Annotated in this window: 26 protein-coding genes; all 26 read left to right on the plus strand. The window is 70.1% G+C overall.

Translation table 11 applies throughout. From position 1 onward, the window contains the following. Nucleotides 1-92 precede the first annotated feature (92 nt). The 26 genes from eccCa to ACFYYJ_RS00590 all read left to right on the plus strand — a co-directional run bounded on the left by eccCa (nucleotide 93) and on the right by ACFYYJ_RS00590 (nucleotide 26,142). Entirely contained in the window at nucleotides 93-4,067 is a 3,975-nt protein-coding gene (gene eccCa / locus ACFYYJ_RS00465; protein WP_389127449.1) for a type VII secretion protein EccCa, read from the plus strand. A gap of 16 nt (nucleotides 4,068-4,083) precedes the next feature. Further along, nucleotides 4,084-5,502, plus strand: a complete 1,419-nt coding sequence (locus tag ACFYYJ_RS00470; protein WP_389127451.1) for a DUF6177 family protein — start codon at nucleotides 4,084-4,086, stop codon at nucleotides 5,500-5,502. Nucleotides 5,503-5,625: 123 nt separating this feature from the next. Further along, nucleotides 5,626-5,958, plus strand: a complete 333-nt coding sequence (locus ACFYYJ_RS00475) for a hypothetical protein (RefSeq protein WP_384588259.1) — start codon at nucleotides 5,626-5,628, stop codon at nucleotides 5,956-5,958. A gap of 25 nt (nucleotides 5,959-5,983) precedes the next feature. Continuing rightward, complete coding sequence (locus tag ACFYYJ_RS00480) at nucleotides 5,984-6,295, plus strand: pore-forming ESAT-6 family protein (protein WP_384749121.1); 312 nt, start codon at nucleotides 5,984-5,986, stop codon at nucleotides 6,293-6,295. A 94-nt stretch (nucleotides 6,296-6,389) separates the two neighbouring features. Continuing rightward, nucleotides 6,390-6,803 carry a DUF6507 family protein gene (locus tag ACFYYJ_RS00485; RefSeq protein WP_385126592.1) on the plus strand — a complete coding sequence of 138 codons (414 nt, stop codon included), beginning with the start codon at nucleotides 6,390-6,392 and terminating at the stop codon, nucleotides 6,801-6,803. After that, nucleotides 6,800-9,637: a hypothetical protein gene (locus ACFYYJ_RS00490; protein WP_389127454.1), complete on the plus strand. Its 2,838-nt coding sequence runs from the start codon at nucleotides 6,800-6,802 to the stop codon at nucleotides 9,635-9,637. Before ACFYYJ_RS00485 ends, ACFYYJ_RS00490 begins: the two co-directional genes overlap by 4 nt. Nucleotides 9,638-9,652: 15 nt before the next feature. Next, entirely contained in the window at nucleotides 9,653-10,519 is an 867-nt protein-coding gene (locus ACFYYJ_RS00495) for an immunity 49 family protein (RefSeq protein ID WP_385360709.1), read from the plus strand. Between the two features lie 240 nt (nucleotides 10,520-10,759). Beyond that, nucleotides 10,760-11,191 (plus strand): immunity 49 family protein, encoded by a 432-nt coding sequence (locus ACFYYJ_RS00500; protein WP_389127456.1) that lies wholly within the window; start codon nucleotides 10,760-10,762, stop codon nucleotides 11,189-11,191. 185 nt (nucleotides 11,192-11,376) lie between these two features. Further along, the gene (locus ACFYYJ_RS00505; RefSeq protein WP_389127458.1) at nucleotides 11,377-12,159 is read left to right on the plus strand and encodes an immunity 49 family protein; all 783 of its coding nucleotides are present in this window, start codon (nucleotides 11,377-11,379) and stop codon (nucleotides 12,157-12,159) included. Further along, nucleotides 12,156-13,022, plus strand: coding sequence for an immunity 49 family protein (locus ACFYYJ_RS00510; protein WP_389127460.1), 867 nt, complete (start codon nucleotides 12,156-12,158; stop codon nucleotides 13,020-13,022). Before ACFYYJ_RS00505 ends, ACFYYJ_RS00510 begins: the two co-directional genes overlap by 4 nt. Before the next feature lie 149 nt (nucleotides 13,023-13,171). Continuing rightward, nucleotides 13,172-13,378 carry a hypothetical protein gene (locus ACFYYJ_RS00515; RefSeq protein ID WP_389127462.1) on the plus strand — a complete coding sequence of 69 codons (207 nt, stop codon included), beginning with the start codon at nucleotides 13,172-13,174 and terminating at the stop codon, nucleotides 13,376-13,378. Continuing rightward, nucleotides 13,375-14,241, plus strand: coding sequence for an immunity 49 family protein (locus ACFYYJ_RS00520; protein WP_389127464.1), 867 nt, complete (start codon nucleotides 13,375-13,377; stop codon nucleotides 14,239-14,241). The genes ACFYYJ_RS00515 and ACFYYJ_RS00520 overlap by 4 nt, the downstream gene beginning before the upstream one ends. Nucleotides 14,242-14,248: 7 nt before the next feature. Continuing rightward, nucleotides 14,249-14,893, plus strand: coding sequence for a hypothetical protein (locus ACFYYJ_RS00525; RefSeq protein WP_389128038.1), 645 nt, complete (start codon nucleotides 14,249-14,251; stop codon nucleotides 14,891-14,893). Nucleotides 14,894-15,108: 215 nt separating this feature from the next. Beyond that, the gene (locus ACFYYJ_RS00530; protein ID WP_389127466.1) at nucleotides 15,109-15,693 is read left to right on the plus strand and encodes a hypothetical protein; all 585 of its coding nucleotides are present in this window, start codon (nucleotides 15,109-15,111) and stop codon (nucleotides 15,691-15,693) included. Between the two features lie 257 nt (nucleotides 15,694-15,950). Next, a complete protein-coding gene (locus tag ACFYYJ_RS00535) occupies nucleotides 15,951-17,369 on the plus strand; it encodes a protein kinase (protein WP_385126581.1) in 1,419 nt (472 codons plus the stop codon). A 79-nt stretch (nucleotides 17,370-17,448) separates the two neighbouring features. Further along, nucleotides 17,449-18,006 (plus strand): hypothetical protein, encoded by a 558-nt coding sequence (locus ACFYYJ_RS00540; RefSeq protein ID WP_385126580.1) that lies wholly within the window; start codon nucleotides 17,449-17,451, stop codon nucleotides 18,004-18,006. 31 nt (nucleotides 18,007-18,037) lie between these two features. Then, nucleotides 18,038-20,032 (plus strand): ThiF family adenylyltransferase, encoded by a 1,995-nt coding sequence (locus ACFYYJ_RS00545; RefSeq protein ID WP_389127469.1) that lies wholly within the window; start codon nucleotides 18,038-18,040, stop codon nucleotides 20,030-20,032. Nucleotides 20,033-20,089: 57 nt separating this feature from the next. Beyond that, nucleotides 20,090-20,710, plus strand: coding sequence for a hypothetical protein (locus ACFYYJ_RS00550; protein ID WP_389127471.1), 621 nt, complete (start codon nucleotides 20,090-20,092; stop codon nucleotides 20,708-20,710). Nucleotides 20,711-21,136: 426 nt separating this feature from the next. Beyond that, the gene (locus ACFYYJ_RS00555; protein WP_389127473.1) at nucleotides 21,137-21,886 is read left to right on the plus strand and encodes a DUF6907 domain-containing protein; all 750 of its coding nucleotides are present in this window, start codon (nucleotides 21,137-21,139) and stop codon (nucleotides 21,884-21,886) included. Then, nucleotides 21,883-22,260, plus strand: coding sequence for a DUF6907 domain-containing protein (locus tag ACFYYJ_RS00560; RefSeq protein ID WP_389127475.1), 378 nt, complete (start codon nucleotides 21,883-21,885; stop codon nucleotides 22,258-22,260). The genes ACFYYJ_RS00555 and ACFYYJ_RS00560 overlap by 4 nt, the downstream gene beginning before the upstream one ends. Before the next feature lie 175 nt (nucleotides 22,261-22,435). Next, nucleotides 22,436-22,738 (plus strand): HNH endonuclease, encoded by a 303-nt coding sequence (locus tag ACFYYJ_RS00565; RefSeq protein ID WP_389127477.1) that lies wholly within the window; start codon nucleotides 22,436-22,438, stop codon nucleotides 22,736-22,738. 515 nt (nucleotides 22,739-23,253) lie between these two features. After that, a complete protein-coding gene (locus ACFYYJ_RS00570; protein ID WP_389127479.1) occupies nucleotides 23,254-23,709 on the plus strand; it encodes a hypothetical protein in 456 nt (151 codons plus the stop codon). 38 nt (nucleotides 23,710-23,747) lie between these two features. Next, on the plus strand, nucleotides 23,748-24,026 hold the full coding sequence (locus ACFYYJ_RS00575; protein ID WP_389127481.1) for a hypothetical protein: 279 nt from the start codon (nucleotides 23,748-23,750) through the stop codon (nucleotides 24,024-24,026). Then, nucleotides 24,023-24,373, plus strand: coding sequence for a DUF6907 domain-containing protein (locus ACFYYJ_RS00580; protein WP_389127482.1), 351 nt, complete (start codon nucleotides 24,023-24,025; stop codon nucleotides 24,371-24,373). The genes ACFYYJ_RS00575 and ACFYYJ_RS00580 overlap by 4 nt, the downstream gene beginning before the upstream one ends. Before the next feature lie 921 nt (nucleotides 24,374-25,294). Beyond that, nucleotides 25,295-25,984, plus strand: a complete 690-nt coding sequence (locus ACFYYJ_RS00585) for a DUF5753 domain-containing protein (RefSeq protein ID WP_389127484.1) — start codon at nucleotides 25,295-25,297, stop codon at nucleotides 25,982-25,984. Further along, nucleotides 25,948-26,142, plus strand: coding sequence for a DUF397 domain-containing protein (locus ACFYYJ_RS00590; protein WP_389127486.1), 195 nt, complete (start codon nucleotides 25,948-25,950; stop codon nucleotides 26,140-26,142). The genes ACFYYJ_RS00585 and ACFYYJ_RS00590 overlap by 37 nt, the downstream gene beginning before the upstream one ends. Nucleotides 26,143-26,269: the final 127 nt, after the last annotated feature.

Raw genomic sequence — 26,269 nt, forward strand, 5'->3', positions numbered from 1 at the left:
GACATGCCGAGCCAGACCCCGACGAGTCAGACCAGCCGCACCAGCCCGACGAGCCCCACGAGCCCGACCGCGAACGGCGGACGACACCAACCATGAGCACCCGACTGATCCACCGCCCGGCCAGGACCGTCCGGCCCCTGGTCGCCCCCGCCGCCCGCCTCATCGAGGCCCCGCCCAACCTCCCCGAGGGGAAGGCGGGCAACATCGCGATGTCGCTGCTGCCCGTGGCCGGCGTCATGTCGTCCGTCGTGATGATGACGGTCGTCCGCAACAGCCAGTTCGCCGCGCTCGGCGCGCTGATCCTCGTCGTCACCGTGATCGGCTCCCTCGCGCTCGTCTTCTCGCAGCGCGGCAAGGCCCAGCGCACCCGCCGCACCCAGCGCGAGGCCTACCTCGCCTACCTGGAGGACCTGCGCGAGGAGCTCGCCGGCGAGGAACGCGAGCGCGGCGAGCTCGCCGACGTGCTCAACCCGCCCCCGCACGCCCTGTACGACATCGTCCGCGACCCGGCCCGGCTGTGGGAGCGGCGCCGCGTCGACGGCGACTTCCTGCGCGTGCGCGTCGGCACCGGCGAAATGCCCGTACGCGACCTGCAGATCGGCCAGCAGGGCTCCACCGTCCTCACCCCGCCCGACCGCTTCATGCTCAACGAGGCGTCGGCGCTCACCGCCCGCTTCCGCGACGGCACCGACCTCCCGCTCACCGTCCCGCTCGACCGCGTCGGCAACATCAGCGTCATCGGACACCGCGAGGACTGCCTGCGCGTCGCCCGCGCCCTGCTCGTGCAGGCCGCCGCCCTGCACGCCCCCGACGACGTGGCAATCGCCCTGGCCGTCTCCGGCGACCGGCTCCCCGACTGGGAGTGGGCCAAGTGGATGCCGCACCTCCTCGACACCGAGCAGCTCGACGGCCCCGTCGCCGCCCGCCGGATCGCCCCCTCCACGTCCCAACTCGCCCGCCAGATCGGCCCGGAGCTGCGCCGTCGCGCCTCCTACGCGGCCGAGGTGCGCCGCGGACTGTCCGGCCAGGACGCCCTGTCCATGACCTCCCGGCTGCTCGTCGTGACCGACGGACACGGCGAGGACGCCGTCGAACTGCCCCGCCCCGACGAGGCGGTCGGCCTGCGCGAGATGGGCGTCACCGTCCTCCACCTGCTCGACCGGCGGGTCCAGGAGCCGGGCCACGTCGGCGTGCGCATCACCGTCGAGGGCGACCGGGTGTTCATCGAGGACCTGCGCCAGGACGAGCCCATCAGCGCCCACGGCACCGTGGACGAGGTCGGCATCCCCTTCGCCGAGGGCCTGGCCCGGATGCTCGCCCCGCTGCGCCTGTCCGCCGAATCCCTCGTCGACGCCCCGCTGTCCGGACCCGTCGACTTCGCCGACCTGCTCGGCATCGACGACGTGGCCCGCCTCGACCTGGCGAGCCTGTGGGCCCCGCGCGGCGAACGCGCCTTCCTGCGCGTGCCCATCGGCATCAGCGACGCCCGCGAACCGGTGCTGCTCGACCTGAAGGAGTCCTCCGAGCTGGGCATGGGCCCGCACGGCCTGTGCGTCGGCGCGACCGGCTCCGGCAAGTCCGAGCTCCTGCGCACCCTCGTCCTCGCACTGGTGGCCACGCACCCGCCGGAGGACCTCGCCCTCGTCCTCGTCGACTACAAGGGCGGTGCGACCTTCGCGCCGTTCGCGGACCTGCCGCACGTCGCCGGCGTCATCACCAACCTGGAGAACCAGGCCGGTCTCGTCGAGCGCGTCCACGCCTCCCTCGCCGGCGAGGTCAAGCGCCGCCAGCAGGTCCTGAAGGACGCGGGCAACGTGGCCGACATCGGCGACTACGCCGCGCTGCGCGCCGAGCGCCGGCCCGACCTGGAGCCGCTGCCGCACCTCTTCGTCGTCATCGACGAGTTCGGCGAACTGCTCACCGCCAAGCCCGACTTCATCGACCTCTTCCTGTCCATCGGCCGGATCGGCCGCTCCATCGGCGTGCACCTGCTGCTGTCCAGCCAGCGCATCGAGGGCGGCCGGCTCAAGGGCCTCGACACGTACCTCTCGTACCGGCTGGGCCTGCGCACCTTCTCCGCCGACGAGTCCCGTACCGTCCTGGACACCTCGGACGCCTTCCACCTCCCGCCGCTGCCCGGCTTCGGCTACCTCAAGGTCGACACCAGCCACTACGAGCGGTTCAAGGCGAGCTACGTCTCCGGCGGCTACCACGGCCCCGTCCAGCGCGCGGAACAGGAGGACACCGGCCCCCTCGCCCTGGCGTACGAGGCCTTCAACACCCTGTCCGAGCCGGAGGGCGCGGGCCCGCAGGAACCGGCCTCCCGGCGCCGGGAGACCGGCCCGACCGAGCTGGGCGTCATCGTCGAGCAGCTGGAGCGCGCCGCCGGGCCGGTGCGCCGCATCTGGCTGCCGCCGCTGCCCGAGGCGATCCCGCTGGACGCGGTCGCCGGCCCCCTCGACGTGGGCGCCCGCGGCATGCAGCTCTCCAAGCGCCGCGGCCGGCTCGCGGTGCCGCTCGGCCTCATCGACGACCCGACCCGGCAGTGGCAGGGCGAGTGGTACCTCGACCTGACCGTCGCGGGCGGCCACGCCGCCGTCATCGGCGGCCCGCAGTCCGGCAAGACCACCCTGCTGCGCACCCTCGTCCTCTCTCTCGCGCTGACGCACACCCCGCAGGAGGTCGGCGTGTACGGCCTCGACCTGGTCGGCGGAGGCCTCCAGGCCCTGTCGGGCCTGCCTCACGTCGGCGGGATCGCGGGGCGCGCCGACCGCGAGCGCGCGGCCCGTACGGTCGAAGAGGTGCGGAACATGCTCGCCACCCGCGAGGACCTCTTCCGCGACCACGGCATCGACTCCGTGGAGCAGCTGCGCACCCTGCACGCGGCCGGCCGGCTGCCGCAGCTGGCCTCCGCCGAGATCGTCCTGGTCATCGACGGGTTCGGCGCGCTGCGCGACGACTTCGAGGAGCTCGACGACGCCATCGCCGACATCCTCAAGCGCGGCGGCGGCTACGGCATCCACGTCGTCGCGGGCATGCTCCGCTGGAACGACGTCCGCATCGCGACGCAGTCGAACTTCGGCACCCGCGTCGAACTGCGCCTCAACGACCCCAGCGAGTCCAGCATCGAGCGCAAGCTCGCCGAGACGCTCTCGCCCGACGAGCCCGGCCGCGTCCTGACCGACGGCAAGCTGTTCGCGCAGGTGGCGCTGCCCCGCACGGACGGGCTGCGCGACACCGCCGAGCTGGGCGCGGTGCTGGAGCGCACGGCGCGCACGGTCCGCGCCACCTGGACCGGCGAGGCCGCCCAGCCGGTGCGGGTGCTACCGCACGTGCTGGAGCCTCACCTGCTGCCCGGCCCGGTCGCCGAGCCGAAGCGAGTGCCGATCGGCCTCGACCAGGGCGCGCTGGCGCCCGTACTGCTCGACCTGTTCCACCACGACCAGCACCTGCTGGTCATGGGCGACAGCGAGTGCGGCAAGACCAACCTGCTCAAGACCGTCGCGGCCGGGCTCATCGAGCGCTACGGCGAGGACGAGCTGGTCTTCGCGATCATGGACCCGCGGCGCAGTCTGCGCGGGGCGGTCCCGGAGGAGTTCAATGGCGGTTACGCCTACAACTCCAAGATGTGCGCGGGTCTGGCCGCCGGCATCGCCACCGAGCTGGAGCGGCGGATGCCCGACGACGACGCCCCGCTGGAGGACCTGGAGCCCGGCAGCTGGGGCGGCGGGCCGCGGATCGTCGTGCTCGTCGACGACTACGACGTACTGACCACGGCCGGGCAGTCGCCGCTGCAGCCGTTCCTGCCGTACATCCCGTCGGCCATGGACATCGGCCTGCACTTCGTCCTGACCCGGCGCGTCGCCGGCGCCTCGCGCGGGATGTACGAGCCGCTGGTGCAGGGCCTGCGCGAATCGGGGGCCTCCGCGATCGTCATGGCGGGCGACCGCAGCGAGGGCCAGCTGTTCCCGGGCGTGTACGCCTCGCAGCAGCCCGCCGGTCGCGGCGTCCTCGTCCGCAGGGGCCAGTCCAACCGCCTGATCCAGACCGTCTACACCCCCGAGTGAAGGACCGCACGACCACATGACCAAGGACGTCATAGCCCTCACCCAGCGGATGCCCGACCCGTGGGCGGTGCTCGCGGGTCTGCTCTCCGGGGGGCCGGACAAGCTGGTGAACGCCACGGGCGAGGGCGCGGTCGTCCAGCTCTGCGACGAGCAGGGCCGGCCGCTGGTCTCGGTCGAGGCGCCGATGCTGATCCAGGTCGAGGGCGAGGCGGAGCGGCTTCTCGGCGCGACCCCGCCGCGGGTCCCGTACTGGTGGACCGAGGCCCGCGCCACCACCGGGGTCCCGGACGCGGAGCGGCTCGCGGGGACCTTCGCGGGGCGCCTCGCCACCCTGTCCGCGGGGACCACGTGGCCGCCGGAGGCGACGCGTTCGCTGGGCGTGGTGAAGACCGACGGGGTCTCCGTCGCGCCCACGCCCGCGGCGGCGCAGCCCGCCGTCGACGTGCTGACCCACAGCGTGGCGGTGATCATCATGGACCGTCCCGTCGTCGCGATGACCGCCTGGCTCGCCGACGCCTTCCGGGGCGCGGCGGCGGCCGAGCGGGGCCTGCAGATCGTGACCCCGCCGGGCACGAAACTGTCCCCGGCGGTGCTGGCGAACATGCCGGGCTGGCCGTCGCGTTGGGTCGTACAGGACGAGCGGGAGGGCTACTACGACGGCCTCTCGGGCGCGGTGCTGCGCTGGCAGGACGGCATGTTCGGCACGCCGGTCTCGCCGCACGCCACCGAGGACGACCCGGCGACCCCGGTCGCGGCCTCGTACCAGGAGGTCGCGGCCACCGGCGAACGGCAGCTCGCCGTCACGTTCCGTACGGTCCACCCCGCCGACGACCGGCTGGTCCTCGGCGGTGCCCTGGAGACGGTCTGGCGCGAGCTGACCGGCGAGCCCCCGGCGGGTTGGGGCACGGCGGAGCCCGCGAACCTGCCGTGGTCTCCGGGCCGCCTCACCGACGTCGCCCACACCCGCTCCCCCGAGCCGACCTGGTTCGTGGTGGTCGGCAGCCCGGAGCGTCCCGGCCTCGCCACGATCCGGATCAGCCGCACGAAGGCGGGCGTCGCGGAGGACGTCACCCTGGCGTTCGGCTACGGGCCCGACGAGGAACTCCCGCTGGAGGCCCTGCACCGCACCGCCGAGACGCTCGTCACCCGCCACCACCTCCAGTCGATGCTCGTACAGCTCCGCAAAGCCCGCCGCGACCTGCTGGTGCCGCCGCGCTTCGAGGGGCCGGGAGTGCCGCTGGGCTTCGTCCTGGGTTCGGAGGAGGTCCGGAAGATGCCGGACGACCGGGCCCGGCGCACTCCGCTCGCCGAACAGCCCTTGCGGCTGGGGCCGAAGGCCCGCCCCGGCTACTACTACCCGCTGCCGGGGGACCCGTCCGATCTCTCCGGCTGGAGCGACTTCGAGCAGTTGATGAGGCATCTGAAGGGCGTGTGAAGATCTCTGTCGGTATGTCATGACTGAGTCACAACGGGCTCGTTGCTGATTGCATCAGCGATGTATGTTGATAGAACCAGACGTACTTTTGATCGTTCGTACGTACGACCGCGGGGGAGTGGGATGAAGTTCGACATGGGGACTCAGGTTCTTTCGAACCTGATGAAGGGGTCGCGGAATTCGAGTACGGACCTCGGCGCACTGGTCAAGCAGCTGGTCCACGCCGCCCAGCCGCTGGAGGGCAAGTTCAACGGCCAGGGCAAGGTCGCGTTCGACTCGTTCAAGTCCCGCTCGGACTCGATCGCGGCGGAGCTGAACGCCTCGCTGTCGGCGATCCTGGGCGGCCAGTCGGGCATGGAGCAGGCCTTCGGCTCGGGTGACCAGGAGCAGGGCGACAACGCGCGGCAGCAGCAGTCCGCGGCGAACTTCGACGCGGCCCGCTTCTCGGGCCGCTGATCTACTTCACGGGGAGTGATGTGTGATGGCCGGTGACAAGGACCGTCGTTCGTACGACCTGGGCGCCTCGACGGAGGCCCAGGGCAACATCAAGGCCGTGATCGGCCAGCTGGAGCGGCTGATCGCCGAACGCGACGCGCAGGTGGCGGCCGCGATGGCGGACTTCGCGGCGGACGGCGTGTCGGACGACTACCACGCCAAGGAACAGCGCTGGAAGAACGCCTCGCAGGAGGTCAAGAACATCATCCACCTGCTGAACACCACGCTGGAGAAGAACGACGGCACGGCGCAGCAGACGCTGCAGCGCGCGAAGGCCGCGGTCGACAACATCGGCTGAGCCTGAGCCGAATCGTTTCAGCAGTACGGCAGGAACGCAGGGCAGCAGGACAGCAGGGCAGTAGGACAGCGGGTTACACGGGGGTGGGTCGTCGATGACGTCATGGGACATCAAGCCGCAAGGCGTGCAAGGTCAGTTGAAGAAGGTCGGCGACCACGCCGGCGATCTGGAGAAGGCCTTGAACGCCCTGCTGACGGACATGTCGCTGGCGGCGCAGTTCGCGGGCACGGCGATCATGGGCTCCCAGTCGAAGGTCGTCGGCCCGCTGGCCCCCGGCCAGGCGCGGAACGCCATGGGCCCGGTGGCGGCCGCCCTCGGTGAGTACCTGAACGGCCGAAAGCCGGAACTCAAGTCGATGACGGAACGCATCGAGGCCTGCATGCGCGGCGCCGCGACGGCGACCAACGAGTACCTGGAAGGCGACCTGGACCAGGCGAAGGCGGCCCAGGACGCCGCCCGCTCGGTGAACCTCCAGTACCTGCGCGAGCACTCGGGGGAGCAGAAGTGACCGCGGCACCGGTAGATCCGGCCGAAGTACCCATCTTCACGGGCGACTTCGCACAGCTCGACCTGAAGGTCAAAGCGATCTCGGCGGGCGGCGCCGCGATCTCGACGGCCACGAGCGACGTCCACAGCAGCTTCGGCGGCCTGTCGGCCTTCTACCAGGCGCCGGAAGCCGACCAGCTGTTCGCGACGACGAAGCCCGTCGCCGACCTGGGCCTGAAGCTCAGCTCCGACATGTGCACGATCGCGGGCGCCCTCGGCACGTACGCCCGCGACGCGGAACCCATCGCCAAACGCCTCGACTCGCTGAAAAAAGAAGCCGAAGCCTTCCGCACCAAGGTCACGTCCGACGAGCACTGGGACCGGGACGGCGACCTGATCGACGAGAACCTCGAACGCCGCAACCGGATCGCCGAGGCCTGGGCCCAGTTCCAGGACGTCGAACGTGCCGCCCACGCCAAGATCGTCGCCCTGGTGGGCGGCACGCCCCTCACCAAGGACGACGGCTCCCACGGCAAGGGCATGTACGGCTACGACGCCGAGGCCATGAAGCAGGCCAAGACCCTGCCCTGGGGCGAGGCGGTCGAAGAGGACATCCCCGCCTGGCAGATCTGGGAACACGCCTGGGAGTTCACCAAGGGCTTCTTCGTCGACGGCGTATGGGGCACCCTCAAGGGCCTCGGCGGCCTCGTGGGCCTCGACGGCTGGGACACCTTCAAGCAGTCCTGGACCGGCCTGGCCAAACTCGCCACCGGCCTCGCGATCGTCTCCATCCCCGGCGCCGGCCCCCTCATCATGGGCCTCCCGGACGACAAGCTCCCCACCTGGGTACGCGATTCGCGCACCGCACTGAAGGAGACCGGCAAGGCCCTCCTCGCCTGGGACCAGTGGAGCTCCAACCCGGGCCGCGCTGCGGGCGCGGTCACCTTCAACGTGATCACCACCATCGCCACGGGCGGTTCGGGCAGCGCGGCCGCGGGCGCGGGCAAGGCCGGTGCGGTCGCCAAGGCCCTCTCCGTGGCGGGCAAGGTCGGCCACTACGTCGACCCCATGACGTACGTCTTCAAGGGCGCCGGCGCCGGCATTTCAAAAATCGGCGACGTCATGACCGCCCTCAAGGGCATGGGCAAGGTCGAAGTCCCCACCATCAACATCGACAACGCCATCTCCCTCCCCGAGGGCACCGTCCACCTCCCGGACGGCGCGATCCACCTCCCGGACGGCGCACCGATCCCGGAGGGCGCGACCAAGCTCCCGGACGGCAACATCAAGCTCCCGGAAGGCACCGTCAACCTGCCCCCGGACACCGTCAAGCTGCCCTTCGAACACCCGGAGGCGAAGTACGTCGACGGCGCGGGCAACCTGTACAAGGAGGACGGCAGCCTCCTCCAGGACGGCAAGCACTCCCCGAAGGAGCCCGGCGCGGGCGCCGGCGTGCCGAAGACCGACGCCCCGAAGATCGACTCCCCGTCCACGGTCAAGGTCCCGGAACGCGAACTGGTCGGCGTGGGCGGCCGCGGCGGCGACGACGCCATCCGCCTGGGCAGCGACACCTCGAACCCGCTCCACCCCCTGGACAACGGCGCCCACGGCGGCCCGCACGGCTTCGACAACACCCCCACGGGCCGAGCGGGCGACCACACCCCCGGCGGCCACGCCCCGGACAACATGCCCCGGAACGACCTCAACAACGGCCCCCACGGCAACGGCCACCCCGACACCCCGACCACCCACACCCCGGACGGCCCGGGCACCAACGGCCACGGCACGGGCGGCACCCACCCGGACGGCCCGGGCACGGGCGGCTCCCACCCGGACGGCCCGTCCACGGGTGGCGACGGCCCCACCGGCGCGGGCGGCCATGGCAACGACCCGTCCACCGGCAGCGGAGGCCACCTCCCGGACAACCCGGGCACGGGCGGGGCGGACGATGCGGCGCGGGCGGGCGAAGGCGACGAGCCGCTCACGGCGGAACGGCGCAAGGAACTCATGGACAAGCACGTATGGCTCGCGAACAACAACGAGGCCTGGCGTGCGGAGCACTACAACACGCTCAACCGCCGTAAGCGCATCGAGGATTATGTCGACGGCGTGGAGCTGCCGCAGCTGGCCAAGAACGCGGACGGGAAGCTGATCCCTGCCCATGACCTGCCGAACGGTCCCCGCGAGCACCGGTTGGCCCCGACGCCCTTCAAGCTCGACACGGTCCCCGAAGGCAACCTGCAGGAGCTGCACCAGGCCATGGGGGACCGCCGTGTATCGGTCAACCTCACCAACGCTGAGGTGAAACTGAAGGAGCTGAACAACCAGGCGAACCGCGATGCCGTCCGAGCCGCGCAGAATGCGTTCGACGAGCGTCTTCCCGGTGTCGCCAACAACAGCAAGATCTCGGAGAAGCTCGGAACCAAGACCGCGCTGCTCCACGTGATCCCGGAGGCCTTCCCGGAGAGGGAGATCATCCACCTTCCGAAAACGGCGAACGGCGCGAACATGTTCGACGGGGCGTACAAGCTCCCCGACAACCAGCGCCTGGTCGTGGAGGAGAAGGCACCGTCCAACGGTCCCGACTGGCGTCATGGCAAGGCCGACCCCGACCCCGACGACCTGACCGACCACGGTGGCGCCCAGGGCATGCGCGTCCAACAGGGCACCAAGCCGTACCTTCGAACGATCTTTGCCGAGATGACCTCTCGCGGTGGCAAGGACGCCGAAATCGCCACGGATCTCCGCAAGGCGTTGAAGGAGGGCAGACTGAAGTACGTCCTGGTCAAGGCCAAGGAAGACGTCAACCAGAACGGCCAATACGCTGGTGGCACGCTTGAGGAATTCGTTTATTAGTCAGAGGAGAGTTTGATGGCAACGCGTATCCCGCGCCATGACTTCCGTACGGACAATGCCGCCGAAGCCATGGCGCCGGTCGTCGCGGCCGCGCAGGAGGCCGTCGAGGGGATGGAGACCTCCGAGGACGACCGCTACGACGCGTTGCCCCTCACGCTCTCCGCGGCAAAGTGGCGCTGTGTCCAGGACCCCAAGTCGGACGAGCTCGAGACCTGGGAGTCCTGGGTCCTGGCGATGCAGGTGGGCTCGGCCCTCTTCGCTGCTGGTACCGCACAGGAGGGCCCGGTCCCGCTGCGCGTCGGGACCCTGGACGAGGTGCGTAGGCTTCCCGTCACCGGTCCGCAGGACTACCTGCACGCCGGAAACTGGCTCACCGCCTTCTACCTGGCGGTGATCTGCCGTGAGAACGACCGCCTGAAGGAACTCGCCCAGGTGCCGGTGGAGTTCATTCGGGCCTCGGGCGCGGAATTCGACGAGTACGTCTACGCCTGGATCGAGACGCTCCAGAACTTCTGGTTCGGTCGACAGGAGACTTGGAACACCCTTGTCACCGCGGTCCGGGGCACTGCGCCCGAGGAGGCTCGGATCGCCGACACCGACCTGATGCTGAAGATCCTCTATCCGCCGCTCGAGCTGTTCCAGCTCTACCTGCGTCGTGAGGACCAAGCCTTCACCGATTCCCTCGTCCAGGCCCTGACCTGGCACAAGGAGTACTGGACCACAACCGAGGCCCGCTCCCTGAGCGGCGACGGCCTCGTTGCCCTGGCCCCCCTCGCCATCGCCTGCCTGGCGTACGACGCAGACATGGCAATCGGGGTCGAGTCGGAGTACCTGCCCAAGCACCTGGTCAAGCGCTCGTGGGTGGGCGAGTTCGCCACCTGATATCGGAGCCGTACGACACGGCCCGGGCATGGATCGCATTCAAAGGTTCAAGTTCGTCTGAGAAGAGGCGCGTTGGTCGCGATCATCCCCCGTCATCCCTTTCCGACGGAAAACGCGGAAGCGACCCTCACCCTTCTCGAAGAGCGCGCGGCGACATGGATCGGCCGCCTGGAAGGACGTCCCACCGCTCTCGGCTCGGCCCTGAGCAGCACTCTCCTCGTCGCCCAGGCACGTTGCATCATGGACCCCCGCGGTGCGATCTATCCCACCTGGGATTCCTGGGTGACCGCGATGCAGGTCGGCTCGGCCGTGTTCGCCGCCGCGACCACGACCGAGGCCCACGTCCAGTGCCGCATCGCGCACAAGGACCTCACGCTCGAAGCCACCGGGCCGCAGCCCTACGTGACCCCGGCGGCCTGGGTCACCGCGTTCCACCTGGCCGTGGTGTGCCGCGAGCGGGACCGGATCACCGCCCTGTGCCGGGTGCCGCTGTCACTGCTACGGGAGAACGGCGGCGTCACCCAGGAAGACCGGTCCCAGCTGATCACGGGCCTCGTCGCCCTCGCCCCCCTCGCCATGGCCTGCTTCGCCCGCGAAGCCGGCATCTCGAAGTCCGACTACCTGCCCGCGGTACTGCTGAACGGCAACTGGCTCGGTGAGTTCCCCACGTGACGAACTTTGCTCTGGGTGAACAGCACGGGGCGTGGGAATTCGGGCACCTACTCTGGCAGCAAGCTCCAGTACTTCAAGATCTTCAAGTAAGAGGGCCGGACCTAGTGGCTACAGCCATTCCCCGTCACAGCATTTCCCGGCAGGACCTTCCGGGCCGCGAGCCGTCCCTCTCGGAACACACGATGATGCTGATCGACCGAATCGACAAGGCGCCTTTCGCCCTTGAGAACGCGATGTCGACGGCCCTCATCACCGCGTACGAACGGAGTACGGTCGATCCCACCGCCACCTGGCTGGAGTCATGGGAGGCCTGGGTCGCGGCCATGCAGTGCGGTTCGGCCGTATTCACCGCTGCCACGACGACCGAGACCAGCGTGCAATGTCTCATCCACCACGAGACCCGCACGGTTCCGGCCTTCATGGATCCCGAACCGTTCGTGGACGCGGGCCACTGGACCACTGCCTTCTACCTGGCGGTTATCTGCCGCAATGCAGAGCGCATCACAGCTCTGTGCAACGTTCCGCCGGCAAAACTACGCGAATCGGGGTCGGTTTACGACGCGTACAACTACGCCTGGATCGAAACGCTCCAGGCCTTCTGGCTGGGCCGGCCGGACTTCGCCGACAAGCTCATGGAAGCGGCGCGGGGGACCGACCCCGACCTCCCGTCCATCGCCAACCACGACCATGTCTCGCAGCTCTCATGGCCCCCCATGGACCTCCTCCGGTGGCGTGCCACCGGCTCACACGAGGAGTTCAACCGCTCGCTCGAAGAAGCGCTCCGCGCCCACGAGGCGTACTGGACGTCCGACCAGGGGCGTGCCGATTCCCCCTACGGATGGGTGGCCTTGGCCCCTCTGGCGATGGCCTGTCTGGCCCAGGACGCCGACTTCCCCATCGAGGTCGAGTCCGAGTACCTGCCCGAGCACCTCCTCAAGGGCACGTGGGCCGGGGAATTCCCCACGTGAGCACCGCCCTACCCCGCCACTCGTTCCGTACCGACAATGCGGCCGAAATGATGGCGCCGGTCGTCGAGAGTGCCGAGGAGGCGCTCTCGGGCCTCGCGACGTCCGAGGACGACCGGTACGACGCACTCACGCTCACGCTGGCGGCGGCGAAGTGGCACTGCCTCGCCGATCCCGAAGCCGACCGGTTCACGACGTGGGAAGCATGGATCCTCGCCATGCAAACCGGATCCGCGCTGTTCGCCGCGGGCCAGGTCGTCGAGGGCACCGTCACGTGCCGGATCGGGGTCAACGGGGAGGAGCGAGAGCTGCCGGCCACCGGACCGCAGGAGTACCTGCACGCCGGGAGCTGGCTCACCTCCTTCTACCTGGCCGCGATCTGCCGTGAGAACAGCCGCGTGAACCAGCTCGCTCAGGTCCCGCTCTCCTTCCTGCGTGCTTCCGGTGCGGAATTCGACGAGTACGTCTACGCGTGGATCGAAACGATCCAGCACCACTGGTTCGGTCGCGAAGAGACCTGGGACACCCTGGTCCGCGCCATCGACGGTACGGACCCGGCGAACGTGCAGATCGCCGGCAAAGAGCTGATGCTGAAGATCCTCTATCCTCCGATCAACCTCTTCTACCGTTACGTGACGCGGGACAACACCCAGTTCAACGAAGCCCTGGTCGAGGCGCTCACCTGGCACAAGGAGTACTGGACGGCGAACGAGGCCCGCGCGAGGAGCGGCGATGGACTGGTCGCCCTCGGCCCGCTCGCCATCGCCTGCATGGCCCGTGACGCCGGTATGCCGATCGATGTCGAGTCCGAGTACCTGCCCAAGGAACTGCTGGAATTCGGCTGGGTCGGCGAGGTGGACGCCTGACGCGGGGAACCCTCCCACGGGGGGGGTGACTGTCATGGAGCGCGGGCCGCGATGAGGAGAATCGCTCGGCACACGTGGCATCCAGGGCATTCGAGAGGTGCGAGTTCACAGGGAAGACCTCTTCCCCGAACCACTGACAGGAGCGGTCCGTGACGGTGATCGTGGAGGGGCACGCCATTACCACGGTCGACGAGCAGTTCACGAAGCGCTTGACCAAGCGGTTCGAAACAAGCATCCAGAACCTGGACGCCTCGCTCGCCATCGTCGGCACGGCCCTGAACGAGGCGCTCCTCCAGGTGCAGGTGCACCAGTCGCTCAACCCGCATGGCAACCGGAACACGGGAGCGACACGATGACCACCGCCGTCCCACGCCACGCGTTCCGTACAGACGGCGCGGCCGAAACCATGGCTCCGGTCGTGGCGTCCGCGCGGGAGGCAGTCGAGGGGATGGAAACCTCCGGGGACGACCGCTACGACGCGCTGACCCTCACGCTTTCCGCAGCGAAGTGGCATTGCCTCCAGGACCCCAAGTCGAACGAGCTCGAGACTTGGGAGTCCTGGGTCCTGGCGATGCAGGTGGGCTCTGCCCTCTTCGCCGCGGGAACCGCACAGGAGGGCCCGGTCCCGCTGAGGGTCGGGACCCTGGACGAGGTACGCGGGCTTCCCGCCACCGGCCCGCAGGACTACCTGCACGCGGGCAACTGGCTCACCGCCTTCTACCTGGCGGTGATCTGCCGTGAGAACGACCGTCTGAAAGAACTCGCTCAGGTACCGGTGGAGTTCATTCGGGCCTCGGGCGCGGAATTCGACGAGTACGTCTACGCCTGGATCGAGACGCTCCAGAACTTCTGGTTCGGTCGACAGGAGACGTGGATCACCCTTCTCACCGCGGTCCGGGGCACCGCGCCCGAGGAGGCCCGGATCGCCGACACCGACCTGATGCTGAAGATCCTCTACCCGCCGCTGGAGCTGTTCCAGCTCTACCTGCGCCGCGAGGACCAGGCCTTCACCGATTCCCTCGTCCAGGCCCTGACCTGGCACAAGGAGTACTGGACCGCCGACGAGGACCGCGCCCGCGACGCCCGAGGACTCGTGGCCGTCGGCCCGCTCGCGATGGCATGCCTGGCCTACGACGCGGGCTTTCCCGTGGAGGTCGAGTCGGAATACCTGCCCATTCGCCTTCTGGACCGCTCCTGGGTAGGGGAGTTCGACACGTGACATGCCGATGCTGACGCGCGCGCCGAAGGAGTGCGGCTCGTGGTTCTGGGATCTGGACGACGTGGCGGAGCCCGGTCTGGAGTCCGCGCTCAGGACCGCCGCCCGCATGGGCGCGGTGCTTCGGAAGCACGCCTTGCTGGAGCCGGCCTCACTCGCGTGGCACTGGTTCCAGGTCGGCAAGGGTGGCCTCGGCATCCACAGCCGCCTGGACCTCGGCAGGCGTCCGCTCGACGATCCCGCACTCCCCGATGCCCTCCGCGCCTGCCGGCCGAGCGGGCATCCGCGGGCGGAGATGGGCGGACTCCTCGTACTCGGATCCGGCGCCTGGTTCGATGCCAACGGAACACGACACGACGAGTACCGCCTGGTCGAACTCATGGTGTCACCCGACGAGATCGGGCCTTCGGCGGAACTCTCCGTGCACCACGACGTATGGGGCCGGTGTGACTTCCGAGGCGACCCTCACCCGGCCGTCCACGCCGCCAACGCACCGCGGCTCACGTCGGCCTTGCAGGAACTGGACCAGTTGCTCGGGGTGGATGCCGAGCCCGGCGAGCCCACGTACTACGGTCAAGCCGAGGGTTACGGGCTCCGGGCCCCCGACATCATCGACGGGCGCGGGCCGGACCTCACCGACTCCGCATACGGGTAGGCGGCGGCCCTCTTCAAAGGCAAAGCTGCCGGTCAGCACAGTGGACGGCGGCTTCCCGGCAGAGATGCGGCCGGCCCGACCACTGCCCGACCCCCGAAGGGGGACAACACCCGACCCCCCAGTACCTTTTGCTCTTCAACGAGCGGAAACGCACGGGCAATCCCTTGTCCGGCCACACCCCTTTCTGCCCCGACCAGCCCCTGGAAGTCCTCCCCATGACCACTCCACCCGCACCGCAGCCGAACCCGTACGGCCAGCCCAACCCGTACGGCCAGCCCAACCCGTACGCCCAGCCCAACCCCTCCTCCGGCGCCCCCGCCGGGACACAAGCCCCCGCATACCCCGGGGCCCCCGCCTACCATGCGGCACCCGCCTACCCCGGAGCGCCCGCCGGATGGCAGCCCGGTGCCCCGTTCTGCCGCAGCTGTGGGGCTCAGCCGGCCACCCCGGTGACCTTCCGCAACCATCAGGGACTGCTGATCGTGATGCGCTTCCAGAAGGTCGAGGGGCCGTTCTGCAAGTCCTGCGGTACGTCCGTCCTCCGTCAAACGACGACCGCCACCATGGCATTGGGCTGGTGGTCCCCGTTCTCCCTGGTGTTCTTCAGCCCGTTCACGCTGATCTGGAACCTCGTCGCCGGCCGCAAGCTCACCGCTCTCACGCCGCCCGGCCCGGCCCTGCCGGGCGGTTCCCGCCTCCCGGAGGGGAAGCCGGTCCTCCAGCGCCCGGCGGCCTACCTCGCGATCGCACCGCTGATATGGGCGGGCTGGGTCATCACCAACATCATCACCCACGCCTGAGCCACGGCGCCGCGCCCGGGCGGCTTCACCCGGGTGCCTTCACCCGGGCGCCTTCACCCGGGCGCCTTCACCCGGGCGCGGATCCCGCCGCGACGCGGCGGCCGCAAAGACCGCCGGGCTGTTTCACGAATACGGTCAACCTACGAACACGCAAGTGCCACCATTGAGCCATGTCGGGTATGCGGGGGGCGAACCCCGCGCCTTTGGGGCGCCTTGTACTGGACCGGTACGAGTTACTTGAGCAGTTCCCGGGAGGCATGGCAGAAGTCTGGAAAGCGCACGACCACCGGCTGGACCGCGTCGTCGTCGCCAAGTTCCTCCGCGTCACGGACCGCGGCACCCGTGCGGCGCGCCGCTTCCTCCGCGAGGCCAGGATCCTCGCGGCCATCGACGATCCGCACGTCGTCCGCATCCACGACGTGGACGAAACGGAGATGGCCGGGTCCTGGCACCTCTACCTGATCACCCAGTTCATCGAGGGCCGCACCCTGCGCGCCGCCGTCCCCAAGGGGCACCGGCTTCCCGTGGCCCAGGCCCTGGACTGGGCCGCCCAGCTCTGCGACGCGCTGGCCCCCGTACACGCCCGCAACCTCGTCCACCGCGACATCAAACCCGGCAACGTCATGGTCCGGGAGCCCGCCGGCCGGCTGATCCTGCTCGACTTCGGCATCGCCCGTTCCTACACGGCCGTCGGCGAGCTCGGGTACGCGGCCGGCGTCACGGCCACCAGCCAACTCCTCGGCACGCCCGAGTACATGGCCCCCGAGCGGTTCCTCCTGGAGCCCGTCACCCCCGCGACCGACCTCTACTCCGTCGGCTGCGTCCTCTTCGAGATGCTCACCGGCCGCCAGCCCTACGTCTCCCACGGCGACTACGGGGAACTCGCCCGCCGGCACTGCCATGCCGCGGTGCCCTCCGTGCGGGGACTGCGCCCGGAGGTGCAGCCCGCCGTCGACGTCCTCGTGACCCGGCTGCTCACCAAGAACCCCGGCCACCGGCCCGCGGACACGAAGGAGACGGCCGCGCTCCTGCGCGCCCTGAGCGCGGCCGCCACCCCGCTGCCCACCGTCGTCGTCACTCCGCACACCCCACCGCCCCCGCCCCCGCCCCCAGGGCCGCCGACCGATCCCGCGGCCGAGGTCGAAGCACGGTGCCAGGCCGTACTGGAGGCGGAGTCCGACCCCGTCGAGCAGGTCGGGCGACTGGGCGAGGTCCTCGACCACGCGGCCGCCGTGCTGCCCTCCGACCACGCCGGCGCCTGGCTGGTCACCCTGCACCTCGCGCGGGCGCTCGCCCGGGCCGGACGGCCCTCCGAGGCCGCCGACCGGCTCGCCCCGGTGGCCGCGCGGGCCCGCCAGGTGCTCGGCGCAGACGACGAGCTGGCCCTCGTATGCTCCCTCAACCTGGCCCGCTACCTGGGCGACGCGGGCCACGCCGCACCGGCCGCACAGCACCTGCTGGAGGTCCTCACCGCGGTCTCCGGAGTCTTCTCCGCAACCGACCCGCAGGTGTCGGAGATCCGCTTCGACCGGGCCCACTGGCTGCACGTCGCCGGAGAACGCGCCCTCGCCGCAGCCGAGTTCGAGGCCCTGTACCAGGACCACGTGACGGCTCACGGCGCCCACGACCCGAAGACGCTGCGGATACGGGAGCTGATCACCGGCGCCCCGTCCTGAGCGGGGGCCCGTACCGCCACGGTCCACCGCACCTCACCACACCGCTCCACCCACGTTCCCCTGGGGAGGGATGCCGAACATGGCTGACAAGTACGACCTCAACGCGATCCGGGACAGCTTCTTCGCGAGTCAGTCCAAGAAGTCCACGGCCAACCGGCAGGAGGTGTACGTGGACCGCGAGGGCAAGGTCCTCCTCGGCACCGGCGGGGAGAACGACGCCCCGCTGTCGAGGGTCCCGCAGAGCACCTTCGCCGCCCGCGGGGCGGATGCCCGACTGGACCGCGAGTACGAGATCGTGCGGACCAAGTTCCCCGCCAACACCTACTACGAGGACGCCCCGGGCGCGGAGGGATGGGTCTACGAGATCACGACGATGTTCAATCGGACGTACGTGATGTGCGCCCACTTCAACGGCAGCGAGTACCAGGTGCGGCTGATCGAACCCGAACTGGAAACCCTCCCCAGCCACGACGCGCACGGGGTGCACCTCTACAGCAGCGGACTGATCTGCCTGTCCGAGCGCCCCGGTTCGGGCCAGCCCACCCTCCAGGACGCCTACGCGCGCTCGGCGGCCTGGGCCCTCGGGGTGGACTTCGTCGAGATGGGCCACCCCTTCCCCTTCAACCGCAAGCAGTAGCAGCCCACCCGGAGCGGAAGGTACCGATGCCGTGCTGCCCGTACATGTCTTCGACTACGTGATCGACCAGGTGGGGAAGGACATCGGGCGGGTCAGGCCCGAGCAGGGCGGCGCCCTGCTCGGGCTGCGCGGCCGCGACGTGCTGACCGGCTTCGTGCACGACGCCCACGCCCAGGTGACACGGGTGGAGTACAGCAACACCGGCTGGCTCTTGGACGAGATCGGCCGCCAGGAGGCGGCCGGTCCGATCCGGTTCAAGGGAATCGTCCACTCGCACCCGCTCGGCATGCCGCACCCCTCCGGCCAGGACCACCGCGAATACGGCCGCACGCTGGAGGCCGTCCCCGACCTCGGGCGGTACATCGCCCCGATCGTCACCCACGACACCACCACTCCGCTCGGCCGACACGAACTCGCCGTCGAGAACGCCCGGATGTCCTTCTTCGGGGCCACGTGGACCGCCCGCGGGGTGCAGCTCCAGCCGCTGCGCCCGGTGGTCGTGCCACTGGCCGCCGCCTTCCGGGAGGCCGGGATCCCGTGGTCCGGCACCTACCCGCTGACCTGCGTGATCGGCGGTGTGGCAGGCGTGCGGGTACCGCTGCCCGTCAGCCGGTCCGGGGCACGGCGGTACCTCTTCGCCACCCCCGACTTCCCGGTGGCGGCGCCGCTGCTGCTGGAGGAGGCCGGCGCCGACGGGCACCATCCGGAGCTGCTGGTGGGCGAGTTGCCCTGGGACCACCGGGTTCCGGAACGAGCACGGCTCCGGGAGGCCCTGCGGAACGCCCGAGGCGGTACGGCTGCCTCCGCGTCCCCGCCGCCGGGAACCGCGGAGCCCCTGGCCGCCGGTCCGCCACCCCGGGACGGCCTCCTGCCCGGCCACCCCGACACACCCACTCCGCCCCCGCCCCCGCCCGTCCCCACGCCCACGCCCGTACCGCACCCCGCCGGTCCCCCGCTCTCACCCGTCTCCCGAGCCGCCGCTGCCCGTCCCGCCGAACGGCCCCCCGGCCGGATCCGCCGGCTCACGATGCGGGTCGGGATCGGCCGGAACAGGGCCGCCCGCGCCGGCCTGTTCGCCCGTACCGGGGGCCTGTTGTCGCCCGCCCTCGCCGACAGCCACGTCCTGCTCGTCGGCGTCGGCTCGGTCGGCAGCTACCTGGCCGAGGTCCTGGTCCGCTCCGGCGTCGGCAGGATCACCCTGGTCGACCCGGACCGCGTGGAACCGGCCAACCTGGGCCGTTCGATGTTCGACTCGAAGGACATCGGCCGGAACAAGGCCAAGGCCACCGCCCGGCGCCTGAAGCGGGTGAACCGGCGGCTGAAGGTCACCGTCCTCAAGCGCGAGGTCGCCTCGCTCGACAACCACACCTGGCAGCAGCGCATCTCCGACGCCCAACTGCTCATCGCCGCGACCGACGACAACCACGCCCAGCAGCGCCTCAACCACCTCGCGTACTTCGTCGGCCGCCCGGCCCTGTTCGTCGGGCTCTACGAAGGCGCGGCGGGCGGCGAGGTCGTGTTCACCACCCCCGACTCCCCGTGCTGGATGTGCGCCACCGGCGGGGTCCGCGAGTCCCTGGGCGAGCTGGGCCACCAGCCCCGTACGGACTACGGCACGGGCCGGACGTACGCCGTACCGGGCCTGTTGACGGACATCCACCACCTGACCGCCGCTGCCGCGAAGGTGGCGCTGGCCCTGCTGCACCCGACAGGCGGCCAAGACCGCATCGGCGGCTTCCTCACCACCCCGCGGCACAAGGACCTGTCCATGGCGCTTTTCGCCATGGAGCCCGACCACTGGTTCTTCCCGCAGGTGCTCGGCGAGGTGCCCGGTCAGTACGCCTTCCAGAGCATCTGGCCGCGCACCCGGCGACGGCCCGACTGCCCGGTCTGCGGGGACGTCTCGTTGCGCAGCGACCCCCGCGAGCACGGCGGTGGGGGCGACGAGGCGGAGATCACCCGACGCCAGAAACAGGCCTACGAGGAGCGCCGGCGCGACGGCGCCACCGGCGGCCGCCATCGCTGAACGGGCCGAGGAACCCGGCCACCGGAACGACAAACAGGGGACAGGTAAAGGGGGGACATGGCCGACGACACGACCGAGGCGATGCGCCGGGCCCGCGAAGCCCGGATCAAATACGGCAAGCCCGCAGGCCCGTCCGCGCCTCCGGCGGCTCCTCCGCAGCCCCCGCAGCCCAGGCGGCCGGCCCCCGAACCGGCAGCGACCCCTGCCCCGGTTCCGATCCGCCTCCCCCGCTCCCGGGCCGGGCTGGGAGTCCTCGCAGGAGCGGGCCAGGCCGGGGCCTTGGCCCTGCTCCTCTGGCAGGTCCTCCTCCTGACCCACTGGACCCTCCCGTTCCAGAAGGCGGCGGATTGGTCGGCGCACTGGCGCTTCCCGCACGAACTGGCCGCACGGGAGACCGCCTGGGCGAACTTCCACGAGGTGCGCGACTTCGTGCTGTTCCAGGGACCCGGCCGGAACCTCCCCTGGCTGTACCCGGCCTGCGCCGTCCTGCTCCTGCTCCTCGTCCGAGCAGCCAGAACACCACCCGCCCCCCAGGCCCTACTGGGCTCGGCGGTCGCCCTCTACGGCCTCGCGTCCCTGGTGGCGAGCGGCCCAGGACTCCTCCACCTGTGGCCCCTGACCGCCGCCCTGCTACTCCTGAGCGCGCTCTTCCTGTACTGGATCCGCCTGAGGGACTAGCACCGTTTGGCCGGTCCTGCTCGACCACCGAGCCCGCAGCACCGGCAGCGCACGCGGGAAACGCAGAAGCCCCAGGTCACCGAGTGATTCCTGGGGCTTCGCTGGAGCCGCCTTCGGGATTCGAACCCGAGACCTACGCATTACGAGGTCATGACAGTCAGGCACTTGACCGGCGCGCAAGCCCCTACGCCTCTCTGACCAGCGCGTTTCCCTTACCGGGGACTCCTCGACTATCCCGAACTGTCCCGAGGTCATGTGTACGGCGTGCGTACTGCAAGGGGCACACCCAGCCACAGAGATGAGTTGCTTTTCGACTCAGTCAGGCCTACTGTGTACTCATCGCCTCGGAAACGAGGACGGCCCCGGTAGGTGCGTCAACACCTGTCCGGGGCCTAGGCCGAACCCCTGACTAGAGGGAGTCGAACCATGTCCAACACCGTAGCTGCCCGCGTCAAGCCCGCCGAGGGCGACGCCCCGCAGACGGCCCCCCAGACGAATGACCGCACCATCACCTACCCGCTGGTTGGCGGCGGCTTCCTCGCCGCGCCGTGCCCCAGTTGGTGCACCTCCGACCACAGCGACGATGTCGAGCGGGGTATCCACCCTGGGGAGCTGCTCCACCAGGGCGACGAGGTGGCCCTCGCCTTCGAGCTCCCGGACGGCACCAGCACCCGCGTGCTGGCCGTGCGGATCGAGCAGTACCCCTTCGCCCACGACGGCGAGTCGGACCGGCCCCACGCCTGCCTGGTGCCGTCGGAGGACGACGGGGAGTGCACGGGCTACCTGTCCGCGATGGACCTGAACGCCGAGATCCGGCGGGCGGAGAAGCACCTGTTCCAGCTGCGGAAGCTGTCTGAGCGCTTGGCGGAGGCCGCGGTCGAGGAGCACGCCGGCCGCCACCAGTCCCTTGCGGCCCTGGATCGCAAGCCCAACGTGGGCACGTGGATGAGCCTGCGGCTCGACGACGTGGCCACGATGCCGGTGCACTACCTGCTCAAGGCGTTCGCGGCGACGGTGGTGGAGGTCGACAGCCCCGACGAGGGCGCGCTGGTCGAGCACCTGCTGGCCCACCCGGACGGAACCCACACGCTGAACCTGGACCGCCGGCTGACGCAGGTCATGCGGGAGCAGTCCACGCGGCAGCTGCTGGCCAATCGCCTGTACACGCGCCGGTGAGCGCGCACCGCACCGTGACGGTGCAGACCTCCGACCACGGCCGGCTGACGATTCCCGAGCCGGTCTGGTGCCGCAGCTCCCACTCCGTCCGGACCGCTCGCGCCGACATCCATCACGAGGGCGCGGAACACGCGGCGACCGTGGATGTCGCCGGTTTCGGGCCGGTGCGATTCCTGACGGCGTTCCTGTCGCAGTACCCCTTCGCCGAGTTCTCGGATCGGGGCGTGTGGGTGGCCGTCGAGATTGAGGGCGAGCACCACGAGTTCGACCCCGCCGGTCTCGACGGCCTGGCCGCTGCGATTGCCGCGCATGTCCGGACCGGGCTGATGCCCCTGCGTCACCGGCTGGCCGCTCTGCTGGAGGTGGCGGAGTGATGGGGACCGCGGTTGTCCGCCGGCCGACGGAGGCCGCCGCGCTCGGCAAGTTGAAGCCTCGCCCGCTTCCTCCGGTGCCCGTGTTGTTCGCCGCTCTGCTGGCCGCTCAAGCGGTCGGGGACCGGCATGGTGCCAACCTGTTCGGGCACGCCATCGCGCGGGCCGGAGGCTCGTCGTGAGCCGCGGCCGTCCGGACACCGCAACGCGCGCCAGGATCGTGCAGAACCTGACCCGCCGGGACGGGGCCCGCTGCTTCTACTGCCGCGACCCGTTCGGGCCGGACATGGTCGGGGTGACCCTCGACCACTACGTCCCGCGCACGCTGTGGAAGACGTGGCGCCAGCGGAATCTCGTCCTCGCTTGTTCGCCGTGCAACCAGTCGAAGGCAGACGTGCTGCCGTGGACGGTGGCGGCTCTGCTGCTGCGGAACGTGCGTCGGCACCAGCTGTGGCGGGACGCCTGTTCGCCCAGCGTGTGACCGTAATCCCCCCTCCTCGAGAGGGGGGAAACCCGCAGGCTGTTCCCGATCCATCCCCTTGCTTCTCGAGGCTGTGTTCGCGCAGCGTGCGATTCAAATGAAGGCCTCCCGCAAGGCGGGTGCGGCCACGGTGGCCACGCAGGTCAGCGCGTGGTCACACCCGGGGCCACGGGGATGGTCACACCCGGGGGTCACGGGGCCGTTCGCCCAGCGTGTTCCACATCTCCCCCGACGCTTCGGGGCGCGCCGAACCGCAGGTCGAATCCCAAAAGGGGGGGGTGGGTCTCCAAGGGGTCCACTGCCCGCTTCCCGCCTAGGGCGCAAAGGGCTCCAGCCCAATACTCCCAAGGCCTCCGAGCCCAATATTCACAGGGCCTCGGAGGCCAATCCCCCCAATCCTCCCAAGGGCTTCGAGCCCTTTGCGGAGAAGGGCTCCACCGCACCGCAAGACGAGAACGGCCGGCCCGGGGTACCGCCCGGACCGGCCCACGGTTCCAACCCTGAGAGGAAGAACCATGTCGCTCTACACTCTGCCCGACGGCACCCGTATCCCGCTGCCGCCCATGCCCGTGCCGACCGCCCCGTCCGAGGTGATGGGTGCCACCGACCCCGGGGAGGACGTCCGCGCGGTGGCCACTGTCCGGATCGCCTTGACCCGCGACATGCTCGCCGTCGCTCTGGACGACGGATGCTCCGGAGTCGAGGAGAGCCCGGACACGTGGTCGGTCGAGTTCATCCGGGAGTCCGTCGAGCTGTACGTCGCGCAGACCGGCTACCTCCGACTGCACCAGAACCAGGGCCTGCTCGTCGACTTCCTCGAGTACGAGCCGCCAGGGCCGTGCCGCGACCGCGTGCAGGCCGAGTACCGGGCCATCGACCGCGCCTACCCGCTTGCGCCGGCGGGTCGCACCAAGGCGCCGCAGGGCGTGTACGAGGGTCCGCTCACTGGTGAAACCTGGTTCGGCCGGTGACCGCCATGCCGACCCTTGCACTGCAGGTGGCATCGCAAATGCCCCTGCCGCCCGTCCTGGTCCGCACGACCGCCCCGGGTCGCCCGCTGCAGTGGATCGACCCGACCCCGAAGGCGGCCGACGAGAACGGCCACGCCTGGATGTTCAGCGTGGACGAGCCGCTGACCGGGCCCGCCTACTGCGTCCTCTGCTGCGAGGACCACGGCGGCATCGACAGCTTCGCCCCCTGCTATGACGCCGACCGCCTCGCCGCCTACAACGCCGAGCGGACCGCATGGATCGCCGCGAACCGCGTGAACCCGGAGGACATCCGATGAAGACGTACACCTGCCCCGCCTGGTGCACCGTCGACCACGGCGACGACCCGCCGGTCGACGTCTTCCACCGCGGCGCCCGGATCCGGATCGTGCCGCCGGCCGACCTGACCGCTCCGGACGAGCAGGCGATCGTGCCGCAGATGACCGCGCACCTGGTCGTGTACGAGGTGCCGTCCGGTCCGGAGGAGACCGCGGTGGTCATGCTCGAGCTCGACGACCACCCGGGCGGGCGGGCGACCGAGATGCAGCTGGCCGACGTCGATGACGTGCTGGCGCAGCTCGACACCTATCAGGCCCAGCTGGCGCAGATGCGCGCCACGATGGCGGCAATTCTCGAGGCCAGCTGACGCTCCCGCTCGGCGCCCCGTCGCGTCAGCTGTGACGGCCGGGCCCGTACCCGTGCGCGCACGTGCGCGCGTAGCAGGCCGTCACGTTCACGTCCATGCCGAGTGAATGAACGAGTGAACGTATCCGGCGCGCGTGGGGGCCGAACATCACAACTGCCTCACTCCCAGCGGCTTCCCTCCTTCCTTCCTTCCCGAGGAAAAGTCCCGGTCGCGACCCCCTTGGGAACGGGACCGGGCATTTCGGGGGCAGGGAAGGAAGGAGGGAAGCCACCCGGCAGGACCCCGGCAAGTACCCGGCGGAGGGACGGCATGCTGTGGCCACCCGCCAGCCCCTTGCTGGGCCTGTGCCAGGCCTGTGCGGCCACCCTGTGACGGGCCCGCACACGCCCATCTACCTGGACTCCCACGGTGTGCGGGTGTGCGCACTGTGCGGTGTGCGGGGGGCGGAAAGACCCCGGAAAGCGTCCGGTTTGCCCCGGACTGCGGGGCGGACGGAGGGTGGGCGAGGGGTGGAACGTGTCCGCCCTGACCGCGATTCTGTCCGGGGGATTTCCGGGACATACCGGTCACCGTCCGGGGTGATTCCGGCCGGTATGTCCCCCTGCTCGCGCCCTGCTCGGCCTGCTCGACCGCAGGTCAGCTTCTGCTCGCGGCCTGCTCGCCGGCTGCTCGGGAAGATCCGCGAGCAGGGCCGAGCAGCACGCGAGCAGCCCCTTGAGCAAGGTGTCAGGCCCAACTGTCAGCAGGTGTCAGCCGACCCTGACACCGCGTCCCGCCTAGAGGAATGGGTGTCACGGGGCCCTGACACCGGCCTGACTGTCAGGGGGTGTCAGGGCCACCCAACCCGTTCGAGTAGCTGTGATCACTTAGCCACGAGGAGTAGCGTTGACGGACAATCAAGGTCCCATCGGAGGAGAACCGATGACCACGCGCAAGGAAGCCGCGGAGATTCTGCGCGGTACCAGAGACCCATCCAAGGCCGGCTGGTGGCGTGCAGCCCCCGCCGACTCCCTCGAGGAGCACATTCAGCGGCTCGTCGACCTCGAGAGCGCGGCCCGGTACATCCAGTCATGGCAGCCGCTTCTGATCCCCGGCATGCTGCAGACGTACCAGTACGCCGTCTCCGCCATCAAGGCCACGACGCCAGCCCTGCCCATAGAGGAAGTCGCCGAGCGGGCAGACCTCCGCATGCGGCGCATCGACAGCCTCGGGTACGCGGCCGACCGGCGGGCCTGGTTCATCATCGGCGAGCAGGCTCTCAGGTCCCCCCTCGGCGGCGAAGCGGTCCTCCTCGAGCAGCTCGAGCATCTGCTGAACGTCGCATCTCTGCGGCCCTCGGTGACACTGCAGGTGCTGCCCGCCACGGAGGCCATGCACCCCGGCCTGGCCGGCGGATTCACGATGTACCAGCTCACCGGGCAGCGGGCCGTGTTCACGGAGACGCTGGCAGGCTCGGTGATCTCTACGAGGCCGGATGACATCGCGGTCTACACCGCCGCATACGATCACCTGCAAGCCAACGCCCTCGGCCCTGCCGCGTCGTTGGAACTGATCGATACGGCAAGGAGAGAGCTGTGTCTGAAGGTGGAGAGCACCCTCTGGTCTGGGTGAAGTCGAGCTACACCGACACCGGTAACTGCGTCGAGGTGGCCACCCCCGCCGATGGGATTCTGGTCCGGGACTCGAAGCGTCCGGCAGGCCCGCGGGTCGGCCTCGCGCCGGCGGCCTGGTCGTCGCTGGTGGAGTGGGCCAAGACGCACCAGGTGTAGTCCAAGTTTCAAGTTGCATAACATACAGCTTGAAAAGGCCGCTGACCTGCACGTTGTCAGCGCGAAGCCCCGCCGCAGGAGAATTGCGGCGGGGCTTCGTCGTGTCCGGACAACTCCATGATGCCGG

Source organism: Streptomyces sp. NPDC002467, assembly GCF_042889825.1.
GTDB lineage: Bacteria > Actinomycetota > Actinomycetes > Streptomycetales > Streptomycetaceae > Streptomyces.